General features: G+C 38.8%; 15 protein-coding genes. 10 read left to right on the top strand and 5 right to left on the bottom strand.

Annotation, left to right across the window (positions count from 1 at the left end):
• Window positions 1–3: 3 nt before the first annotated feature.
• From AC4MRQ_RS03120 to AC4MRQ_RS03095, 6 genes are all read left to right on the top strand, one after another.
• Window positions 4–3168, top strand: coding sequence for an efflux RND transporter permease subunit (locus AC4MRQ_RS03120; protein ID WP_491196181.1), 3165 nt, complete (start codon window positions 4–6; stop codon window positions 3166–3168).
• The gene (locus AC4MRQ_RS03115; protein ID WP_491196180.1) at window positions 3158–4504 is read left to right on the top strand and encodes a TolC family protein; all 1347 of its coding nucleotides are present in this window, start codon (window positions 3158–3160) and stop codon (window positions 4502–4504) included. Before AC4MRQ_RS03120 ends, AC4MRQ_RS03115 begins: the two co-directional genes overlap by 11 nt.
• Window positions 4505–4510: 6 nt before the next feature.
• On the top strand, window positions 4511–5566 hold the full coding sequence (locus AC4MRQ_RS03110; protein WP_491196179.1) for a sensor histidine kinase: 1056 nt from the start codon (window positions 4511–4513) through the stop codon (window positions 5564–5566).
• Window positions 5559–6323, top strand: coding sequence for a LytR/AlgR family response regulator transcription factor (locus AC4MRQ_RS03105; RefSeq protein WP_491196178.1), 765 nt, complete (start codon window positions 5559–5561; stop codon window positions 6321–6323). Before AC4MRQ_RS03110 ends, AC4MRQ_RS03105 begins: the two co-directional genes overlap by 8 nt.
• Before the next feature lie 264 nt (window positions 6324–6587).
• Window positions 6588–7661: a BamA/TamA family outer membrane protein gene (locus tag AC4MRQ_RS03100; RefSeq protein ID WP_491196177.1), complete on the top strand. Its 1074-nt coding sequence runs from the start codon at window positions 6588–6590 to the stop codon at window positions 7659–7661.
• Window positions 7662–7918: 257 nt separating this feature from the next.
• Entirely contained in the window at window positions 7919–9568 is a 1650-nt protein-coding gene (locus AC4MRQ_RS03095) for a diflavin oxidoreductase (protein WP_491196176.1), read from the top strand.
• On the opposite strand, the gene dnaB is transcribed toward AC4MRQ_RS03095, so the two are convergent.
• Complete coding sequence (dnaB, locus tag AC4MRQ_RS03090; RefSeq protein ID WP_491196175.1) at window positions 9565–11085, bottom strand: replicative DNA helicase; 1521 nt, start codon at window positions 11083–11085, stop codon at window positions 9565–9567. The genes AC4MRQ_RS03095 and dnaB overlap by 4 nt on opposite strands.
• Before the next feature lie 495 nt (window positions 11086–11580).
• Here dnaB and ispE point away from each other — a divergent pair, with 495 nt between their 5' ends.
• Window positions 11581–12414 carry a 4-(cytidine 5'-diphospho)-2-C-methyl-D-erythritol kinase gene (gene ispE / locus AC4MRQ_RS03085; protein ID WP_491196174.1) on the top strand — a complete coding sequence of 278 codons (834 nt, stop codon included), beginning with the start codon at window positions 11581–11583 and terminating at the stop codon, window positions 12412–12414.
• Window positions 12415–12495: 81 nt separating this feature from the next.
• On the opposite strand, the gene AC4MRQ_RS03080 is transcribed toward ispE, so the two are convergent.
• The 4 genes from AC4MRQ_RS03080 to tgt all read right to left on the bottom strand — a co-directional run bounded on the left by AC4MRQ_RS03080 (window position 12496) and on the right by tgt (window position 16887).
• Window positions 12496–12819: a biotin/lipoyl-containing protein gene (locus AC4MRQ_RS03080; RefSeq protein ID WP_491196173.1), complete on the bottom strand. Its 324-nt coding sequence runs from the start codon at window positions 12817–12819 to the stop codon at window positions 12496–12498.
• Window positions 12820–12830: 11 nt separating this feature from the next.
• Window positions 12831–14375: an acyl-CoA carboxylase subunit beta gene (locus AC4MRQ_RS03075; RefSeq protein ID WP_491196172.1), complete on the bottom strand. Its 1545-nt coding sequence runs from the start codon at window positions 14373–14375 to the stop codon at window positions 12831–12833.
• Between the two features lie 171 nt (window positions 14376–14546).
• Complete coding sequence (locus AC4MRQ_RS03070; RefSeq protein ID WP_491196171.1) at window positions 14547–15629, bottom strand: LptF/LptG family permease; 1083 nt, start codon at window positions 15627–15629, stop codon at window positions 14547–14549.
• Between the two features lie 127 nt (window positions 15630–15756).
• Entirely contained in the window at window positions 15757–16887 is a 1131-nt protein-coding gene (gene tgt / locus AC4MRQ_RS03065; RefSeq protein WP_491196170.1) for a tRNA guanosine(34) transglycosylase Tgt, read from the bottom strand.
• Between the two features lie 286 nt (window positions 16888–17173).
• On the opposite strand from tgt, the gene AC4MRQ_RS03060 reads away from it, so the two are divergent.
• The 3 genes from AC4MRQ_RS03060 to rsmG all read left to right on the top strand — a co-directional run.
• Complete coding sequence (locus AC4MRQ_RS03060; RefSeq protein ID WP_491196169.1) at window positions 17174–18292, top strand: glycosyltransferase; 1119 nt, start codon at window positions 17174–17176, stop codon at window positions 18290–18292.
• Window positions 18283–18891, top strand: a complete 609-nt coding sequence (locus AC4MRQ_RS03055; RefSeq protein ID WP_491196168.1) for an RNA polymerase sigma factor — start codon at window positions 18283–18285, stop codon at window positions 18889–18891. Before AC4MRQ_RS03060 ends, AC4MRQ_RS03055 begins: the two co-directional genes overlap by 10 nt.
• A gap of 55 nt (window positions 18892–18946) precedes the next feature.
• Window positions 18947–19559: 16S rRNA (guanine(527)-N(7))-methyltransferase RsmG (gene rsmG / locus AC4MRQ_RS03050; protein ID WP_491196167.1), on the top strand; the 613-nt coding region annotated here is incomplete at its 3' end.

Here is a 19559-nt window from a genome sequence, read left to right as displayed (position 1 = left end):
AAAATGAAAAACCTTATAGCCTATTTTATGAAATTTCCGGTGGCAGTGAACCTGATCATGATCATGGTTCTGCTATTTGGAGCTTTCTCTTTACTAGGCATCCAAAAAAACTTCTTCCCTAATATTCCCCAGCGATTTATCTATGTAGACATCGTTTATCCGGGGGCATCACCAGAAGAGATTGAAGAAGGCGCCATCCTGAAAATTGAAGAAAATGTAAAAGGCCTCGAAGGCATGGAACGTATTACTTCGGTTTCGCGGGAAAACAGTGGTACCGTTACCATCGAAATGTTAAAAGGTACCGATATGGATGAAGCACTGATAAAGGTAAAGAATGAAGTGGAACGTATCGCTTCATTTCCAGTTGGTATTGAGTCGGTGGTTACGTATAAACACGACGATGTTAACTTTTCAATTAACTATGTGGTGACGGCTAATAAAGGCCAGTCGGTTACTTTAAAGCAACTAAAAGCCACTGCGCGTGATATGGAGCATGACCTATTGCGTAAGGAAGGTATCTCTAAGATTACAATCGGAGGTTATCCTGATGAGGAAATTGCCATATTATTGAAAGAGGATGCACTCGAGTCATATAATCTTACTTTCAGCGAAGTTGCCAGAGCTGTTGCCAGCACCAACCTTTTGGTGACAGGCGGTAGCATAAAAGATGGCGAAGAAGAACTCTTTATCCGGGTACGTAATCGTGAGTACGAAAGTCAGGGATTAGAAGATATAGTTATCCGTAACAGCCCCAATGGTGGTATCATCCGTTTGAAAGATGTTGCGGTCATTAAAGATCAATGGACTGATGCGCCATCAGAAGTTTACTTCAACAATAGCCCGGGAGTGGTAATTACCATTCAGAATACTTTCTCTGAAGATATTATGACCGCCACAGATGCGGTAAAAGAATATATTGAAGAATTTAATGAAAGTCAGGACTTACTGACAGCCACTGTAATTCGTGACCAAAGTGACTTACTAAACCAACGTATTGATCTTTTAGGGAAGAATGGAATGATTGGGATCATTCTGGTACTTGTCTTTCTGTCATTGTTTCTAAACCCACGAATTGCTTTTTGGGTAGCTGTGGGTATTCCTTTCTCTATGCTGGGAATGTTCATTATTATTTCCGGTACTGCAGTTACTATAAACATGCTATCCTTATTTGGATTGATATTAGTACTTGGTATTTTGGTGGATGATGCTATTGTCGTCGCTGAGAATATATACCGACATTGGCAGATGGGAAAAACTCCAATTAAGGCAGCAGTAGATGGAACGCTGGAAGTAACACCTGCTGTTCTCTCTGGTATTTTAACAACCATGATGGCTTTTTCAGCCTTTATCTTCCTGGATGGACGAATGGGCGATATGTTTAAGGAAATATCAATCGTGGTAATTGCCATCCTTTTTGTATCACTGATTGAAGGATTGATTGTACTACCGGCTCACGTGGCACACTCCAAGGCTTTAAAATCGGGCTACAAAAGCAGATGGGTACAATACATGGGATGGGCTGAACGTGGTCTGTTAAAGTTGCGTGATATTACCTATAAGCCAATTGTTGAAAAAGCTATCCAATACAAAACCATCACTTTTGCCATTTTCACAGCCGCTTTCATCATCTCAATCGGAATGGTTTCTGCACGCTATGTGAATGTAACTTTCTTTCCACAGGTGGATGGTGACAATATTATTGTCAGTTTGACAATGCCCTCTGGTACCGATGAATCAGTTACTCAGTTGCAGATAGATAAGATTAATAATGCTATTTGGGAGGTGAACGAAGATATGCGTCCTCTTCAACCTGACAATAAGGGCATCATTAAACAAACCTTCCAGCAATTTAAAGGTAGTGGTAGCAAGGCCACTGTGGAGATTACTTTACTGGATGGTGAATCCCGTAGCTCCAGCACGGACGATGTAATTGTCCGCTTACGCGAAAAAGTAGGTGACATTCCTGGAGCCGAGGCTTTACTTTTCGAAGGGTTTAATCCGTTTGGTAAAGCTCTGGTTATTTCTTTGCTGGGTGATGATAATGAAACATTACGTGCTGCCAAAGAAGATCTGAAAAGAGGTTTAAACGCAATGCCGGAAGTAACCGATGTATCAGATAACACACCAATTGGTAACCGGGAAGTTGAGATCAAACTCAAAGAGAAGGCACATCATTTGGGCGTTTCACTTCAGGATGTCATCGGACAAGTACGTGAAGCCTTCTGGGGAAATGAAGCGCAACGCCTACAACGTGGGAAAGATGAAGTAAAAGTTTGGGTAAAATACAGTGAAGACAACCGGCGCACTGTTGGTCAGTTGGAAAATATGAAAATCCGGTTGGGCAACGGCACAGCTTACCCATTATCGGAGTTGGTTACCTTAAAAACAGTTAATGGATTTGCCAATATCCAACACCTTGATTTTGATCGTGAGGTACAGATTGAAGCCAATCAATCCGATCCAAATTCATCCCTTCCCGATATCATCAAGAAAATTGAAGAAGAGATATTACAACCGATTTATGCCAAATATCCAGGCGTAACAGCCAATTACGATGGACAAAAAAGAGAAAGTCAGAAGGTTGCAACCTCAATGCAAAGAGTAATGCCAATCATCCTGTTACTGATGTTCTGTGTGGTCATATTAACACTACGATCGGTTACTCAATCCATTCTGGTTTATATGATGATTCCATTAAGTTTAGTTGGTGTCATCATCGGTCACTGGATACATGGTATGTCTTTAAGTTTAATGTCGGGCATGGGGGTTATCGCACTAATAGGTGTGATGATCAATGACTCGCTTGTATTAATCAATGCCCTTAACATCAACCTTAAGGAAGGTATGAAATATGAGAAAGCATTATTAGAAGCTGCTGTTTCACGTTTCCGACCAATTATCTTAACAACTTTAACCACTATTGCCGGAATGGCACCAATGCTTTTGGAAACCAGCCTACAGGCTCGCTTCTTAATTCCTATGGCAATCTCAGTAAGTTATGGTATGGCTATGGCAACGACAACAACACTTATCCTATTACCGGTAATGCTGTTAATCGCTAACGGAAGTAAAGTCAAATATCAACAGATCAGAGGTCGCAAGGTAAGCCGTGAAGAGATTGAACCAGCAATTAAAGAAATGAAATACATTGAAGAATATGAGAACTAAATATATATCACTGCTATTATTGTTTGTTGTACCCTTGCAAATGTTTTCTCAGGTCAGCCCCGATGCAAAAGAACCACTAACATTGCAAAAGGCTGTTGAAATCGCATTGGTCAATAACTATGATATCAAAATTGCCAGTGCTGAACGCGAAAAAGCCAAAAACAGCAATTCAGCAGGTAATGCAGGGTTGTTACCCTCCGTTAGTGTAAGTGGTGGTGGCGAATACTCCAACAATGATACAAAGATGGAGCTTTTAGCACAAGATCAGGATGGAAATGCTACAACAGCAATAATTGAGCAAGACAACGCACAATCCATCAGTTACAATGCCAATGCCAGAGTAGATTATACTCTATTTGATGGATTTGGTAACGTCTACACCTACAAAAAACTTCAAAGCAGTGATCAGTTGCAGGAAACAGTTTTGCGCCAACAAACCGAAGCAACCATGGTACAGGTGGCTGATATGTTTTATCAGGTATGTCGAACTCAGCAAAATCTTAACCTGGCAAAAGAATCCATGAGTATTTCCCGTGAGCGCTGGTTAAAAGCTAAAGATCAAAAAGCATACGGACAGGCTAACCAACTGGATGTGCTCAATGCTGAAGTGGATATGAATAATGACAGCACCACAGTTTTACAAACCGAGCAAGCGTTTATTCAAAGTTTGAAAGATTTAAATCTGGTTTTAGGAGTACCGATCCAGAATACTTACAAAGTGGATAATACAATCTCTTACCGTGAAGATTTTGTGGCAGATCAAGTAATTACTGAAGCTTTAATGAACAATGCCCGTTTGTCTGTTCAGCAACAACAGGAGCAAATCAGCGGATTAGATGTGAAAATTAGCCAGGCAGGTAAATATCCTACTCTTTCGGCCTATGGTCAATATGGCTATAGCAGACAGGAAAACGATGCCGGCCAATTGTTGTTTAACCAAAACACTGGCACCACAGCTGGGCTATCGCTTAAGTTCAACGTGTTCAATGGCAGTCAGCAACGTACCAGGGAAAAAAATGCGAAATTAGATCTGATTAGTCAGCAAGAAAGAACCAACCAGGTTAAATCAGAAGTTGAACGTGACGCTTCCAACGCCTATACTGACTATGTGTACAAACGAAGAATCGTTGACTTGCAGGAAAGTAGTCTGGAACAGGCTAAATTAAATTTCGAGCAGACAAAAGAAATGTTTCAATTGGGTAGAGTCACTTCCATTGAATTCAGAACAGCACAACAAAACCTGTTAAATGTCGCTGCGCAGTTTAATGATGCCCAATATAATGCCAAGTTAGCGGAGTTTTATCTTCTTCAGCTAACCGGTCAACTAATTCAATAAGGTCCTATGGATAGAGCATTTTTTAGAAGCAACCGATTGAAACTACTGCTGACGCCCTTTATATTAATGGGCATCATCTTTACGGCCATTGTGTTGACCGTTATCTTTCAGTTTCGAACATTAGACGAAATCGCTTCTATTCCTTATGAGCGGATGCTGATCGGCTTTATTGAAGCCTTGATTGTAGTATTCTTCTACAACTACATTATTCGCAAATTAAACAAGTCCTATCCTTGGAAACGAAATTGGTTTGTCCGATCACTTATCGATTTTGGCATTGCTATTACCTTCCCTGTCATCATCATAGCTGTTATCAACCTTGCTCTTAACCTGGGATGGATTCCTGAACATGAGCACGATGATAAATTGAAGCTTATGATATTCATTATGCCATTAATGATCAGTGCCCTGTTAATGGTGGTCGTGGAGATGATTGTTGCAACAGAGGAGCGAACAAACCTGGAGATTAAGCTGGCTAACTTTGAAAAGGACCAGATCAATTCCAAGTACAGTGCTTTAAAAGAACAACTTGATCATCATTTCCTGTTTAATAATTTAAGCGTGCTGTCATCACTGATTTATGAAAGCACTGAGAAAGCGGATAAATTTATACAGGACTTTGCTGCCATCTATCGCTATGTGCTATCAATTAATCAGCGTGATTTAGTGACGGTAAAGGAAGAGCTCGACTTTATATCGACCTACCTTAATTTATACAAATTTCGTTTTGAAGATGGATTTAATTTTGAAGTAAATGTGGAACAATCAAAATGCAAGTGTTTGATTCCTCCACTAACTTTTCAGGTGATCATTGAAAACATCTTTAAACACAACATTCTTTCCAGGCAAACACCGTTAACCATAGATATTTCTTCAACGGAAAATGAAATTATCATCAGTAACAATCTTCAAACCAGAACAAGTAAGGTTGAATCAACCCAAACAGGTCAGCAGAATCTGATTGATAAATTTAATTTGCTAAATTGTGATTTGCCACAATTCAGAATTGAAGATGATAAATACGTTTCACAAATACCATTAATTAAACCAGCCGATGATTAATGTCCTGATAGTAGAAGATGAGATGCCTTCGGCACGTAAACTGAAGGCCATGTTGGAAAATGTCGCACCTGATTTTAACATCGTTCAGATACTTGATTCGGTGGAAACAACCGCTTCATTTTTGTCTCAAAATCAGGTTGAGTTAATTTTTCTGGATATCCATCTGGCAGATGGTAACAGTTTTCTGTTGTTTGAAAAGATGCACATTGAAACGCCAATCATTTTTACTACAGCCTACGATCAATATGCTATTCAAGCCTTTGAGCACAACAGCATCGGCTATTTACTTAAACCTATCGGGTTGGACAAACTCGAACATGCAATTGACAAGTTCAGGCAAAGTCAGCAAAATACCAGCACTCCAATTGATTATAACTTACTTGGGAAAATGATTGCCCAACAGCAGGCTCAACCTGAGTATCGCGAGCGTTTTCTGGTGCACTATCGGGGTAAATTAAAAACAGTGCAGGTAGATGATGTGGCTTATATCTTTGCAGAGAACCGTGGCGTATTTATCAGTACGCATGATGGTCGACTTTATGACATCAATCTAACATTGGAGCAACTCAATGAAGAATTAAATCCTCGACAGTTCTTTAGAGCGAATCGAAAATTTATCGTCAATATCATTTCCATTGTCGAAGCGCACCTATACTCAAAAAGCAAGCTCAAATTAGAACTTAATCCACCAACTGATAGCGAAGTTATTATCTCGAGTGAAAAGGCTTCGAAATTCAAGAAATGGCTGGCTAAGTAGACAGTTATTTTATAAAGAATACACAACTTCCATATAGCATAAGCAGAAGATTCTTTGATTAGGGCTTTACTCGTCGTTCAACTGATTAGCAGGACGGCGAGTATAGCTATATCATTTTAATAAACCACTTACTTCCTGAAATTCCCCATTAACTTTAAACATTTTATCATTACAAGTTTTTAATATTAAATGTTAGTGGTAAACAATTATACAATCTCTAACATTCTGTTCTGTGAAAAATATCAATAAACCTAATGCCCTTCTATGATTCAAAAGTATATCCTCATATTATTACTAATTGCGGTCACCAGTCCAATGTTGGCTCAGATTCAACAAAGCGACAGCAAAAGTGATACAATCGATGAGAAAAGGATTGATTTAAGTTTGATGCCTTATTTAAGTTACAACCGGAACCTGAAATTGATTTTAGGACTGATTCCAATGGCCATGTACAAACTTAATCCTGATGATGATATTTCGCCCAAGTCCCTATCCGGAGTCGCTGCAGCATATACAACTAATGGCTCAAGATTTATAGGTTTTTTCAACAGGTTATATTTTGCAGAAGATAAGTGGCGCATAACTTTCTTTGGAGGAACAGGCGATCATTACTCCCAGTTTTTTATGGATCATGCAGAATTTCCCGGTTTTTACGAATTTGGTACAGAAACAACCATTATCAGCGCAGGTGTTCAACGTAAAATTACACAGGGACTTTATGGTGGGTTTACTTATACCTATGCCAATCATCTAACCACATTTGAGGATGATATTCGTCCTGAATCAAGAACTGAAACGCATGCCCTTGAATACAGTTTAGCGCTGGATTTGCGCGATGATGTTTATTATCCTAATACAGGTAGCCTGGCAAAAGTGAGGTGGAAGTCGTTTCCTGATTGGATTGGGAATGAAGTTAATGCTGATAAGATTCTGGCAGAATATAATCACTATTTTTCTGTTCGCAATCAATCGGATGTGGTTGCAGCTCGAATTGCGGGGAATTTTGGTTTAGGTAATATTGCATTTGAGCAACAGGTCACTATAAGTGGCACTGATATCAGAGGATATTCAGAGGGGAAGTACCGTGGAGATGGATTGTTGGCACTTCAGGGAGAATACCGCTATAATCTTAAAAACAGAATGGGATTGGTTGGTTTTGCGGGGTTGGCTACCATTTATGGATCAGATACACCAGATTTCAACTGGGACCTTTATCCAGGGATTGGAGTTGGTTATCGATACCGCGCTTTTAAAACGGTTAAGTTTAATATTGGGCTCGATGCTGCTTTTGGAAAAGACGATTGGGGTATTTATTTTAGGATTGGTGAAGCGTTTTAACTGAAATCAATTATCATTGAAACTTTATAACCACTTTGCTGTTTAGCTTTTTTGGTAATAATGTTCAGATAACGAGTGATGCTTAATTTAATATCTCTTCGGCACTATACTTGTAAGTGAATTTGCAGCTTAAATTAGTATAACCAGCCTGAAAAAAGCTTTAAGCCTCTTAATTATTTTGAGTATTTTAGCACTCTACAGACAAACATAAGCGGACAATAAATCTTCATTTTTTTAACAACAAACATGCAGCATATATGGGATTCTTCAGTACTCTACTAAAGAAAAAGGAAAAGCCACTTAACCTCAATATAAAATCAGATTATAATTGCCCGCCTGTGACCATCTTGTATGGTACAAAAACAGGAAATGCACAGCTTATAGCGCAACAAGCTCATAAATATTACCACCAATGCGGCATAGAGAGCGAATGCTATAACATGGATAAATATGATGTAGGTCGCCTGCCTGCCGAAAAGCAGGTTTTAATTGTGATAAGCACCGATGGCGAAGGTGAATTACCACCTAATGCCCGTAAGTTTTACAGCCTGTTGCAACATGAAGAAATGCCACTGCTATCTGATCTGCAATATTCAATTTGTGCATTGGGTGATTCTAGTTATGACAATTTTTGTGGTGCGGGTAAAATGGTGGATGAACAACTTAAGAAATTAAATGCCACACCAATCATTAACCGTGTTGATTGTGATCTGGATTTTAAAAAATCGGCCTTGCAATGGATTCAAAACAGTTACGATGCAATTGTTGGTATCAAAAAAGGCAGTAAACCAGCCTCTGAAGCGGTAATTGAAGAGCCTGAATTTATAACTGCTAATTTGCTTAAACGGCAGCAGCTGACCAAAGCTGATATCGAACAGCCGGTTTACCATATCGAACTGGATAACTCACAAAATCATGTGGACTATTCAGCTGGTGATTGCATTGAGATCATCCCAGCCAATCCACAAAAACTTGTTGGCAGAATACTCGAAATACTAAAACTGGATAGAAAGCAGGCGTTGGTATCGTACAACCACTCTCTTGAATATTCACTGCTCTACCAGTTCGAAATCACTAAACTAACTCGCCCGGTTATCAGGCGCTATATGAAAATCAATAATAGTGATAAGCTTAGTGAACTTTATAATAACAAAGAACAGTTAAGAGACTACATCAATAATAGCGATGTATTGGATTTAATCAGCGATTATCCGTGTACTATGGATGCAGACCAGTTTGTCAGCATCCTTCAACCGATCCATTCACGTTATTACTCCATTGCATCAGGGGCTAAAGCTAAGCCAGATCAGATTGATCTGACAGTTAAAACAGTTCGCTTTCAGCAAAAAGAACGGGAGTATGAAGGGGCTGGTTCTACCTTTGTAAATGAAGGTTTGGAAGAAGGAGCGAAGATCAACTATCGCTTAGTGAGCAATCCATCTTTTCACCTGCCGGATGATCCTGAAATACCTGTAATTTTAATTGGTGTTGGTACCGGTATTGCTCCTTATCGTGCCTTTTTACAGGATTTAGAAACACAAAATATTAAAAAGAAAGCATGGTTAATTTGGGGAGATAAATACCAGGAGAGAGACTTTTTATACGAAAATGAAATAATCGACTTTTATAAAAATGATACACTCGCCTATATCAATACCGCATTTTCCCGCGATCAGGATACAAAAGAATATGTGCAACACCGACTACTTAATTATAAAGAGCGTTTATTGAATTGGCTAGATGATGGAGCCATTATTTACCTCTGCGGCCATACTAAAATGGGGGAAGAAGTAAAACAGACACTGTTACAAATCTATATGGATGATAAAGGCATGAGCGAACAGCAAGCTAAGGCTCACCTTCGCAAGCAACGCGATAATAATATCATCCGGGAAGATTTGTATTAAAATGGAACATCACTGTTAAAACCTGGTCCCTCTGGGAATTCAGGTAAATGCTGACCTCCTGCTGGAGCCGAATCACCATTATTGCCAGTATCCTGGTTCATTTTAGATCCGAAAGTTTGCGATGCAGCAGGTTGTGAAAAGCCTCCTCCATCATCAAATTCGGTATCTTCTACATCCTGGAAGCGGGCCAGCTCTGCACGGAATCGAAGACGCACATCAGCCGTTGGTCCTGCACGGTGCTTGGCGATAATAATTTCGGCCATACCAATTAATGAGTTACCCTGTTCATCCTCAGTGATTCGATAATACTCAGGACGGTGAATAAAACACACCATATCGGCATCCTGCTCAATCGCACCCGATTCACGAAGATCGGACAATTGAGGCCGCTTACCCTCTGCCCCGGCACGTCCTTCAACACCACGGTTCAACTGCGACAGCGCAATGATTGGTACATCCAGTTCCTTGGCTAATCCTTTCAGGTTTCGCGATATCAAACTCACCTCTTCCTGACGTGAGCCCGGATTCATACCGCTTGCATTCATCAACTGCAGGTAGTCAATAATTACACACTGAATATCATGTTGTTTCTTTAATCGACGACACTTGGCACGTAATTCAAATACCGATAAACCGGCTGTATCATCAACAAAGATAGGTGCATCAATCAGATTCTGAATTTTATGATCCAACTGCTCCCATTCGTATGGTGCCAACGATCCCTTCTTGATTTTATCAGCAGAAAGCTCTGTTTCAGATACAATAAGGCGGTTCACCAGTTCGACGTTGGACATCTCCAGGGAAAAAATAGCAACTGGTGTTTTATGATTCAGGGCCATTTGTCTTGTCATGGATAATACAAAAGCTGTTTTACCCATCGCCGGACGCGCTGCTATAATGATCAACGCCGATCCCTGCCATCCTGATGTAATACGATCTAAAGCCGCAAAACCTGATGGTGTACCACTCATACCATCTGTTCGCTCTGATGCCGCTTTAATTCTATCAATCGCATCCTGAATCACCGGATTAATCTGCGTAGCATCACGTTTCATACTTCCTTGTGAGAGCATGAAAAATGTACTTTCAGCTTCTTCTAAAAGATCATTTACATCTATAGCATCATCATAAGCTTTACCTTGCAGATCACTTGAAATCTGAATCATCTGACGCTGCAGGTATTTTTGCCAGATAATGCGAGCATGGTATTCGATATGGGCAGCCGAAGCAACTTTGCTAGTCAATTGAGTAATGTAAAAGGCACCCCCCACCTCCTCAAGCTTAGTCATCTTCTTGAGCTGTTGCGTCACAGTCAGCATATCAACGGGCTGCTCATGTGCCTCCAAATCCATAATGGCCTTATAGATGTGTTGGTGCGCTTCTTTGTAAAAATGCTCTGGTTTCAAAAGCTCAGACACATTTAAAAAAGCTTCCTTTTCAAGCAGCAAAGCTCCCAAAACAGCCTCTTCCAGATCGGTTACCTGAGGTGGCAACTTACCCATTTCCAAGCCTGCCATCGGCTTTTTTCTATTAGAATACCTGTTATCGGCCATAAATCTCTTTGGAAAAAATTCAGAACAACAAAGATACAAATTGAACGTTTAGCAATCGTATTTTATTGAGTCTGATTTATAGCTTTTTTCACTCCCCCATTTCGATTCCCTGATACGCAACAACATGCAAGCCATATAATTTCAAAAAGCAATGGTAAAATCGTTCAGAACACATCCGTTTTTATGCTGAGCAACATATAAATGCCCCGGAGCAACCCCTCTTTTATGTTGAGCAACATATAAATGGCTTAGAGCAATCCTAAATTTATGCTGAGCAGCATAATAATTGCCACGAGCAGGTTTACTTTGTTGCTGAATAAACAAATAATTGTTCGAAGCTGGGGTCTATTCAATCCGAAGCTGAGCTGATTTATCCAATAGCTATCATCAACGAACTAAAATAATTGGAAACAATCGTTGATTCACATTTCAAAACTGCCCGATAAACCATTTCTTTGTATGAAATACTATGAAATCATGATTTGTTATCCGAATGCAAAAATAAACATTGGCCTTAATGTAGTTGAAAAACGTGCTGACGGCTATCACAATATAGAAACCATTTTTTATCCGCTTCCTTTAACAGATGCACTCGAAGCTGTCATTAATAAAGAAGGGGATCAAAACTACACCTTTAGCAATTCTGGTATAGAAGTAGATGCCAAACCAGAAGACAATATTTGCATTAAGGCTTTCAACCTGATAAAAGAGCACTATTCTGTTCCTCCGGTTAAAATACATCTGCATAAAATGATCCCTTTTGGTGCCGGACTTGGAGGTGGGTCAGCTGATGGTGCATTTATGCTTAAACTAATTAATAAAGAATTTGAACTTAATATTTCTGACGAAGAATTGCACGTGATGGCCGCTCAGCTGGGAGCAGATTGTGCTTTTTTTATTAATAATCAGCCAGCTTATGCTACAGGCATTGGTGATATCCTGAAACCTGTTGATTTGAGTTTATCGGGTTATCATTTGGTTCTGATAAAACCACCCATTCATGTTTCAACACCTCAGGCCTATGCTGGCATAAAACCAACACCATCTCAACATTCCTTAACTGAATTAATCAAACTACCTGTTGAGCAATGGAAACATCATATCAAAAATGATTTTGAGGCATCTGTCTTTGAGCAATTTCCTGAAATTGGCAAAATAAAAATGGAGCTTTATGACGCAGGTGCATTGTACGCCTGTATGTCAGGTAGCGGCTCCAGCGTATTTGGTATATTTGATAAAAAGCCGGTATTTGAAAGTAAAGAAGATTACTTTACCTGTATCAAACAGTTGTAAAAAAATAACTTCCTTAGCATCTTATAGATGCTTAGGAAGTTTCATATATTATCAAAAAAAGCTGCCCGAAGGCAGCTTTTCTTATTCTATCTCAACCATTAAATGGTTTTTAGGAATTCTATCTCCTTGAGCCACTTTAATTGATTTAACCATGCCAGTTCGCGGCATGGCAATTTGGTTACGCATCTTCATCGCTTCCAAGATCAAAAGTGATTCACCCTCTTTTACTTTCTGGCCCTCCTTCACGAACACTTCACAAATTGTACCCGGTATATAGGACATAATGTGATCCGGATTCGGTGCCTCGTATTTTACGCGATTTTCGAATTTCTTAGTCAATTTTGTTTTATACTTCATGCTAAGTATAGCAAAATCAACTAATTCTTCTGTTTTCTTTGTACTCATATAGGCAGCTATTAAAATGGAGGAATACCATGTTTCTTAGCCGGACGATGATCATCTTTACCAGCTGATACTTCAATTGCATGCAGTAGCAACGAACGTGTTTCATTTGGCTCGATAACTGAGTCAATATATCCTTTCGCAGCAGCCACATATGGATTCGCAAATTTCTCCTTATACTCTTCCACCTTAATTGCACGCATCGCATCCTTATCTTCAGCTTCATCAATATCTTTCTTAAAGATAATATTAGCTGCACCTTCTGGTCCCATTACTGCAATCTCAGCCATTGGCCATGCAAACATAAAGTCGGCTCCCAAGTGACGTGAATTCATTGCAATGTATCCACCACCATAAGCTTTACGCAAGATAACCGTTACCTTAGGCACAGTTGCTTCTGAATATGCATAAAGTACTTTTGCACCATGACGAATTACACCGGCATGCTCCTGATCAACACCAGGAAGGTAGCCTGGCATATCTTCCAAAGTAATAATTGGGACATTGAATGAATCACAGAAACGGATAAAACGAGCAGCTTTATCAGAGCTATCACAATCTAATACACCTGCCAGTACCATTGGCTGGTTAGCTACAAATCCAACAGTCTCTCCATTTAAGCGACCAAAACCGATAACGATATTTGCTGCCCAAAGCTCCTGAATTTCGAAGAAATCAGAATCATCAACAATTGCTTTGATAACGTCACGAACATCATATGGCGTTTTAGGGTCTGAAGGAATAATATCCTCAATATTACCTTTAAACTTAGGCGGCTTTGGAGGGAATGCTTTTGCTTTTTTGCTGTTATTCCAGGGAATAAACGTGATTAATTTCTTAATCTGCTCAAAACATTCTGTTTCGCTGTTTGAGAAGAAATGTGCATTACCTGTAATTTCTGCATGAACCCGAGCTCCCCCAAGATCCTCCATCGAAATTTTCTCACCAAGTACTGATTCAATCACACCTGGTCCGGTAATAAACATCTTAGAAATATTCTCAACAACAAAAACGAAGTCAGTCAATGCTGGTGAATAAACAGCACCACCGGCACATGGTCCTAAAATAACTGAAAGCTGTGGAATTACTCCTGATGCTAAAGTGTTACGATAGAAAATTTCACCATATCCGGCTAATGAATTCACACCTTCCTGTATACGAGCACCACCTGAATCGTTAATACCGATCAAAGGCACACGCATCTTTAAAGCATGATCCATGATTTTAGTTATTTTACGGGCATGCATTAATCCTAATGATCCCCCGGCCACAGTAAAGTCCTGTGCAAAGATACAGATTGGTGCACCATAGATGGTACCTGTACCGATAATTACCCCATCACCATGCAACTGCTTTTTGTCCATACCAAAATCACGTGCGGTATGCTCAACAAAAAGATCATATTCGGTGAAAGAATCTTTATCAACGAGTGCAAGGATTCGTTCGCGAGCCGTCATTTTTCCCATGGCTGCTTGCTTCTCTATGGCTTTGTCGCCACCACCCTTTTGCACTTGTTCCTTTCTTTTCCGAAGGTCTAGGATGTGTTTTTTCAATGACATAATCCAATAATTTGATTTAACCTCTATTAATCAAAACGCGTATATCAACACCCTGATTAATAATTTTTCAGAGTGCATAATTACTAATTTATTTTTTTTAACAAAAGGAATAAGGTCATATAGTGCGAACCGACCAAGCCCAATATCTTACTTAAAAACTTAAGTGTCAATTTATTTTGGTGCTCTCATATATAAAAAGATTCCAACTGCTGTAAATACAATATTTGGTAACCAAACGGCCAGGATTGGATTCATATTACCATTAATGGCAAAGGTAGTTGATATAGTCATAAATAAAATATATCCAAAGCTTAAGGCAATTCCGACGCCAATATGAAGTCCCATTCCTCCGCGTACTTTACGCGATGCTAATGACACTCCAATCAAGGTTAAAATAAAAGCGCTAAAGGGTGAAGCCACTCGCTTGTACTTCTCAATCAGGAACTCCTCCAGGTTACCTACACCCCGGGCTTTTTGTTCGTCGATATAAGTGTTCAACTCGGTATTGGTCATCATCTCAAAATACTTGCGCTCTTCCTTAAAGTCTTTGGGTGTTACATTGGCAATCAAAGTATCCATAGTAGATCCACTTGATATTTTGTGCTCAATTTCACCTTCAAATTCACGAAGAACATAGTTTCTGAGTTGCCATTTCCCACTGGCTGTATCATATTTAGCATATCGGGCAGATAGTTTTGAGACCAGCTCTTTATCATCATATTTTTCCATGGAAAAGTAATCACCATTTCCACTATAAGCTCTATACTTATCCATATAGACAAAAACACCTGGTTCAATTTGCATATGGATTTTCTCAAGCCCTTTTGCCTTGCGGTTTTTTACATATTCATTTTCGAATTTGATTCGTGTTTGATTGGCTGGAGGAATAACATAACCACCTAAAAGAAATGAAAATACACCAATGATTGCTGCTCCTAAGAAATAGGGATACATCATCCGTCTAAAACTAACACCACTTGATAAAATGGCGATGATCTCTGTCTGATAAGCCATCTTAGAGGTAAAGAAAATAACGGCTATAAATACAAACAAAGGTGTAAACAGGTTGGCAAAGTAGGGTATGAAATTTTTGTAGTAATCGAAAATGATAGCCTTTAAAGGTGCTCCATGCTCAAAGAAATTATCAATCTTTTCAGTTACATCAAATACCACCGAAATACTGATGATTAATAAAATAGCAAAAAAGAAAGTTCCTAAGAATTTCCTAAGTATATATAAATCAATTTTTTTCAAAGCTTGTCAGTTTTATCAAGAAGACTTGCAAACACAAAAGAACGAAAAAATAGTTATAAGCTAAAGACTGGTTTTAGCCCTTATCGATTATTAAGACAATTTACTCACCTCTTGCACTCATTCAATTCTACAATCGGGTAGCTAATTTTTTAACCATTACATCTTTCCATTCTGCAAAATCACCAGCTTGAATATGTTTGCGAGCCTCTCCCATCAACCATAAGTAAAATGTCAGATTATGCATGCTGCCAATTTGTGCTGCCAGCATCTCTTTGGAAACATACAAATGTCTTAGATAGGCCTTCGTATAATGATGATCAACAAATGAAGTTCCATTTGGATCTACAGGTGAAAAGTCATTTTTCCATTTCTCATTACGCATATTCAATATTCCTTCGGAAGTAAACAGCATTCCATTACGACCGTTACGAGTTGGCATTACACAGTCGAACATATCCACTCCAAGCGCAATGTTTTCAAGTAAATTAACAGGTGTTCCAACCCCCATGAGGTAGCGGGGCTTATCTTTTGGTAAAATACCATTGACCAATTCCACCATTTCGTACATCACTTCTGTAGGTTCTCCAACAGCTAAACCACCAATAGCGTTTCCTTCCCGATTCTGGGAAGCAATAAATTCAGCAGATTGTGTTCTTAAGTCACGATAACCTGCACCTTGTACAATTGGAAAGAAAGTTTGTGAGTGACCATACAATGGTTCAGTTTGATCAAAATGATCGATACCTCTTTTTAGCCAGCGATGTGTTAATTCCATCGATTTTTTAGCATAAGCATATTCTGCATCTCCGGGAGGACATTCATCCAATGCCATAATAATGTCTGCACCAATGACTCTTTGTATGTCTACAACATTTTCAGGTGTAAACAAGTGTTTTGATCCATCCAAATGCGAACGGAACATTGCTCCTTCTTCAGTCAATTTCCGATTATCACTTAATGAAAAAACCTGATAGCCTCCACTATCTGTCAACATTGGCTTGTCCCAACCATTAAATTTGTGCAAACCTCCAGCAGCTTTTAAAACTTCTAATCCGGGACGTAAATATAGGTGATAAGTATTTCCGAGTATGATCTGAGCCTTTACATCATCTTGTAAATCCCTAAAATGAACTCCCTTAACAGAACCAACGGTTCCAACCGGCATGAAAATAGGGGTTTCTATGGTACCGTGATCAGTTGTAATCTTCCCGGCACGTGCACTACTCTTTGTATCTGTATGCTGTAACTCAAACTTCATCGTCAATAATTATTGTCATTATTCAAAGCGTCTCAAACCAAAGATTTGAAGCAGCCTGCAAATATACAATAGCACATGATATAAATAAAATAAGAATGATGCTTCTTTTCGGGGTATCAATTCTATGATATTATTAGAAGAGTATTCTGTAAGTTTCATTACAATACTAGTCGCCTAGACCCAATTCATTATTTTTCCACCGGAATGTGAGCTTATCTGAAAAATTACATCATCCCAAAGAGGCATATCTAAAAATATATTGCATTTTTGGGTAAAATTCGAAGTTGTGGAGAAAACTACCTTATATATTTTTATTGGCATTTATGGATTTTCATGGTTATTTCAGGTGTTTTATATCCTGTACTTCATGCTTAAGCCATCACAGTTTTCTCCTGCAAAACCAAGTGGTCAGGATATACCAATATCTGTAATTATTTGTGCCAAAAATGAAGCTCAAAATCTCCAACGCTTAATACCTGAGATTTGTCGGTTGGATTATCCGGACTTTGAAGTCATCGTAGTAAATGACTGTTCGACCGATGATACTGATTTAGTATTAGCCCAATTAAAAGCTAATCATCCAAATCTTTATTACACCAGTATTCCTTTGAGTCAGCAACATTATGAAGGAAAAAAACTGGCACTGACACTTGGCATTAAAGCGGCAAAAAATGAGCATCTAGTTTTTACCGATGCCGATTGTCGACCTGTATCGGATCAATGGCTCAAAGAAATCGCTGCTCAATTTACTGAAGAAAAGCAAATCGTAATTGGTCACGGACGTTTTGAGAAGAAAAAGTCATTTTTTAACCTGTTTCTTCGATACGAAACTTTTTTTAATGCAGTTCAATACATGGGATTTGCATTAAGAGGTAAACCATTTATGGCAGTTGGTCGCAACATGGCCTATACCAAATCTTTATTTACTGAAAACAATGTTTTCAAAAACTATTTTAACATCTCATCAGGCGATGATGATTTATTTATCCGACAATGTGCCAATAAACATAACACAACCATACAACCATGTTACAATGGGCAAACGGAATCCATACCACCGCTCAATTTTAGGGAATGGATAACACGAAAATCACGACACTTGACGACCGCACCGGTCTACAAAACAGGGATAAAGTGCTGGCTTATTGGCGAAGCTTTGACACGCCAAATATTTTGGCTATTAACGCTTTGTTCACTTTTTTTTCCTACTTTTGTTCCGTTAACTATGTTGTTATTTACATCTCGCTTGGTTATAGTGCACATTGTACTGGCTAAAGCGGCTGAAAAAATGGGAGAGAATAAATTATATTGGGCAACCATTCTTTTCGATTTGTTAACACCATTGTTAATTGGGAGCGTTTGGGTAATTAATATTTTTAGTGCAAAGAAGAAGAAATGGAAGTAAATCCGAATCTATCTGATAAGGCAAAGTATGATTTAGACTTAGTAGAAATTGCAGTAAAAGGGGATCAAAAAGCTTTTGCTGAATTAATGGGCCGCTATCGTGATGCTATTTACTTTATGCTTCTTAAGATGGTTAATAATAAAAGTGATGCTGAAGATTTAACCATTGAAGCCTTTGGTAAAGCTTTTAAAAACATACATCAATATTCTCCTAATTATGCATTTAGTACCTGGCTGTTTAAAATTGCCTCGAATAACTGCATTGATTTTCTAAGAAAAAAGCGAAATAACATTGTATCCATTGATGGTGGTGTTACTGAGGATAAAGAAAACGATCAGCCAATCCACCTGAAAGACGAAACTCCTGATCCTGAAGAACACCTGATCAAACAGCAAAAGAAGGTTCTGATGCGAACAGTTGTTCAAAAACTGAAACCTCGCTATCGCATTCTGATAGAACTGCGTTACTTCAAAGAATTCTCGTACGAAGAAATTGCGGAAGAACTGGATTTACCTTTGGGAACAGTTAAGGCGCAACTTTTCAGAGCACGTGAATTGCTCTTCAACACCTTAAAAAATACAGATATTAAAATTGGTTAATATCTGAAGATCTGTCTAATTTATTATTCGGGATTTTATATCCTGCTCATTTGCCATGGACATAATTAAAAAGTACTTTCCTGATTTAGACCCATCAGTAGAAACCAAACTAAGTCAGTTGGGTGATTTATACGCCGACTGGAATGCAAAAATCAATGTCATTTCACGAAAGGACATGGATCATCTTTACGAACGTCATGTATTGCATTCACTTGGTATTGCTTCATTTATACAGTTTGAAAAAGGAACCAGAATATTGGATGTCGGCTGTGGTGGCGGTTTCCCTGGAATTCCATTAGCTATCATGTTTCCAGAATGCCGGTTTCACCTTATTGATTCGATTGGTAAGAAAATTAAAGTTGTAAAAGGTGTAGCAGAATCTCTGGAGTTAGATAATTTAAGTGCAGAGCAAATCCGGGTTGAAAACCATCCGAAACAATATGACTTTATAATTAGTCGTGCAGTTACAGCCTTTCCTGCCTTTGTTAAGCTTTGTAAGAATAAAATCCTGTCACAACAAAACAATGCTATCAGCAATGGAATTGTTTATCTCAAAGGTGGAGATTTTGAGCAGGAGATAAAAGAATATAAAAATCGCGTGTCAGTAACCTCGTTAACCAACTATTTTGAAGAGGAGTTTTTTGAGACAAAAAAGATCATTCACCTGT

Source organism: Carboxylicivirga sp. (genome assembly GCF_982718395.1).
Note: the sequence above shows the minus strand (reverse complement) of the source record. Positions and strands in the feature narration are given on the sequence as shown.

Excerpts from the sequence above, each read along its gene's own strand:
- AC4MRQ_RS03120 (WP_491196181.1), top strand. The coding sequence starts at position 4 with ATGAAAAACCTTATAGCCTATTTTATGAAATTTCCGGTGGCAGTGAAC.
- AC4MRQ_RS03115 (WP_491196180.1), top strand. The coding sequence starts at position 3,158 with ATGAGAACTAAATATATATCACTGCTATTATTGTTTGTTGTACCCTTG.
- AC4MRQ_RS03110 (WP_491196179.1), top strand. The coding sequence starts at position 4,511 with ATGGATAGAGCATTTTTTAGAAGCAACCGATTGAAACTACTGCTGACG.
- AC4MRQ_RS03105 (WP_491196178.1), top strand. The coding sequence starts at position 5,559 with ATGATTAATGTCCTGATAGTAGAAGATGAGATGCCTTCGGCACGTAAA.
- AC4MRQ_RS03100 (WP_491196177.1), top strand. The coding sequence starts at position 6,588 with ATGATTCAAAAGTATATCCTCATATTATTACTAATTGCGGTCACCAGT.
- AC4MRQ_RS03095 (WP_491196176.1), top strand. The coding sequence starts at position 7,919 with ATGGGATTCTTCAGTACTCTACTAAAGAAAAAGGAAAAGCCACTTAAC.
- dnaB (WP_491196175.1), bottom strand. The coding sequence starts at position 11,085 with ATGGCAGGCTTGGAAATGGGTAAGTTGCCACCTCAGGTAACCGATCTG.
- ispE (WP_491196174.1), top strand. The coding sequence starts at position 11,581 with ATGAAATACTATGAAATCATGATTTGTTATCCGAATGCAAAAATAAAC.
- AC4MRQ_RS03080 (WP_491196173.1), bottom strand. The coding sequence starts at position 12,819 with ATGAGTACAAAGAAAACAGAAGAATTAGTTGATTTTGCTATACTTAGC.
- AC4MRQ_RS03075 (WP_491196172.1), bottom strand. The coding sequence starts at position 14,375 with ATGTCATTGAAAAAACACATCCTAGACCTTCGGAAAAGAAAGGAACAA.
- tgt (WP_491196170.1), bottom strand. The coding sequence starts at position 16,887 with ATGAAGTTTGAGTTACAGCATACAGATACAAAGAGTAGTGCACGTGCC.
- AC4MRQ_RS03055 (WP_491196168.1), top strand. The coding sequence starts at position 18,283 with ATGGAAGTAAATCCGAATCTATCTGATAAGGCAAAGTATGATTTAGAC.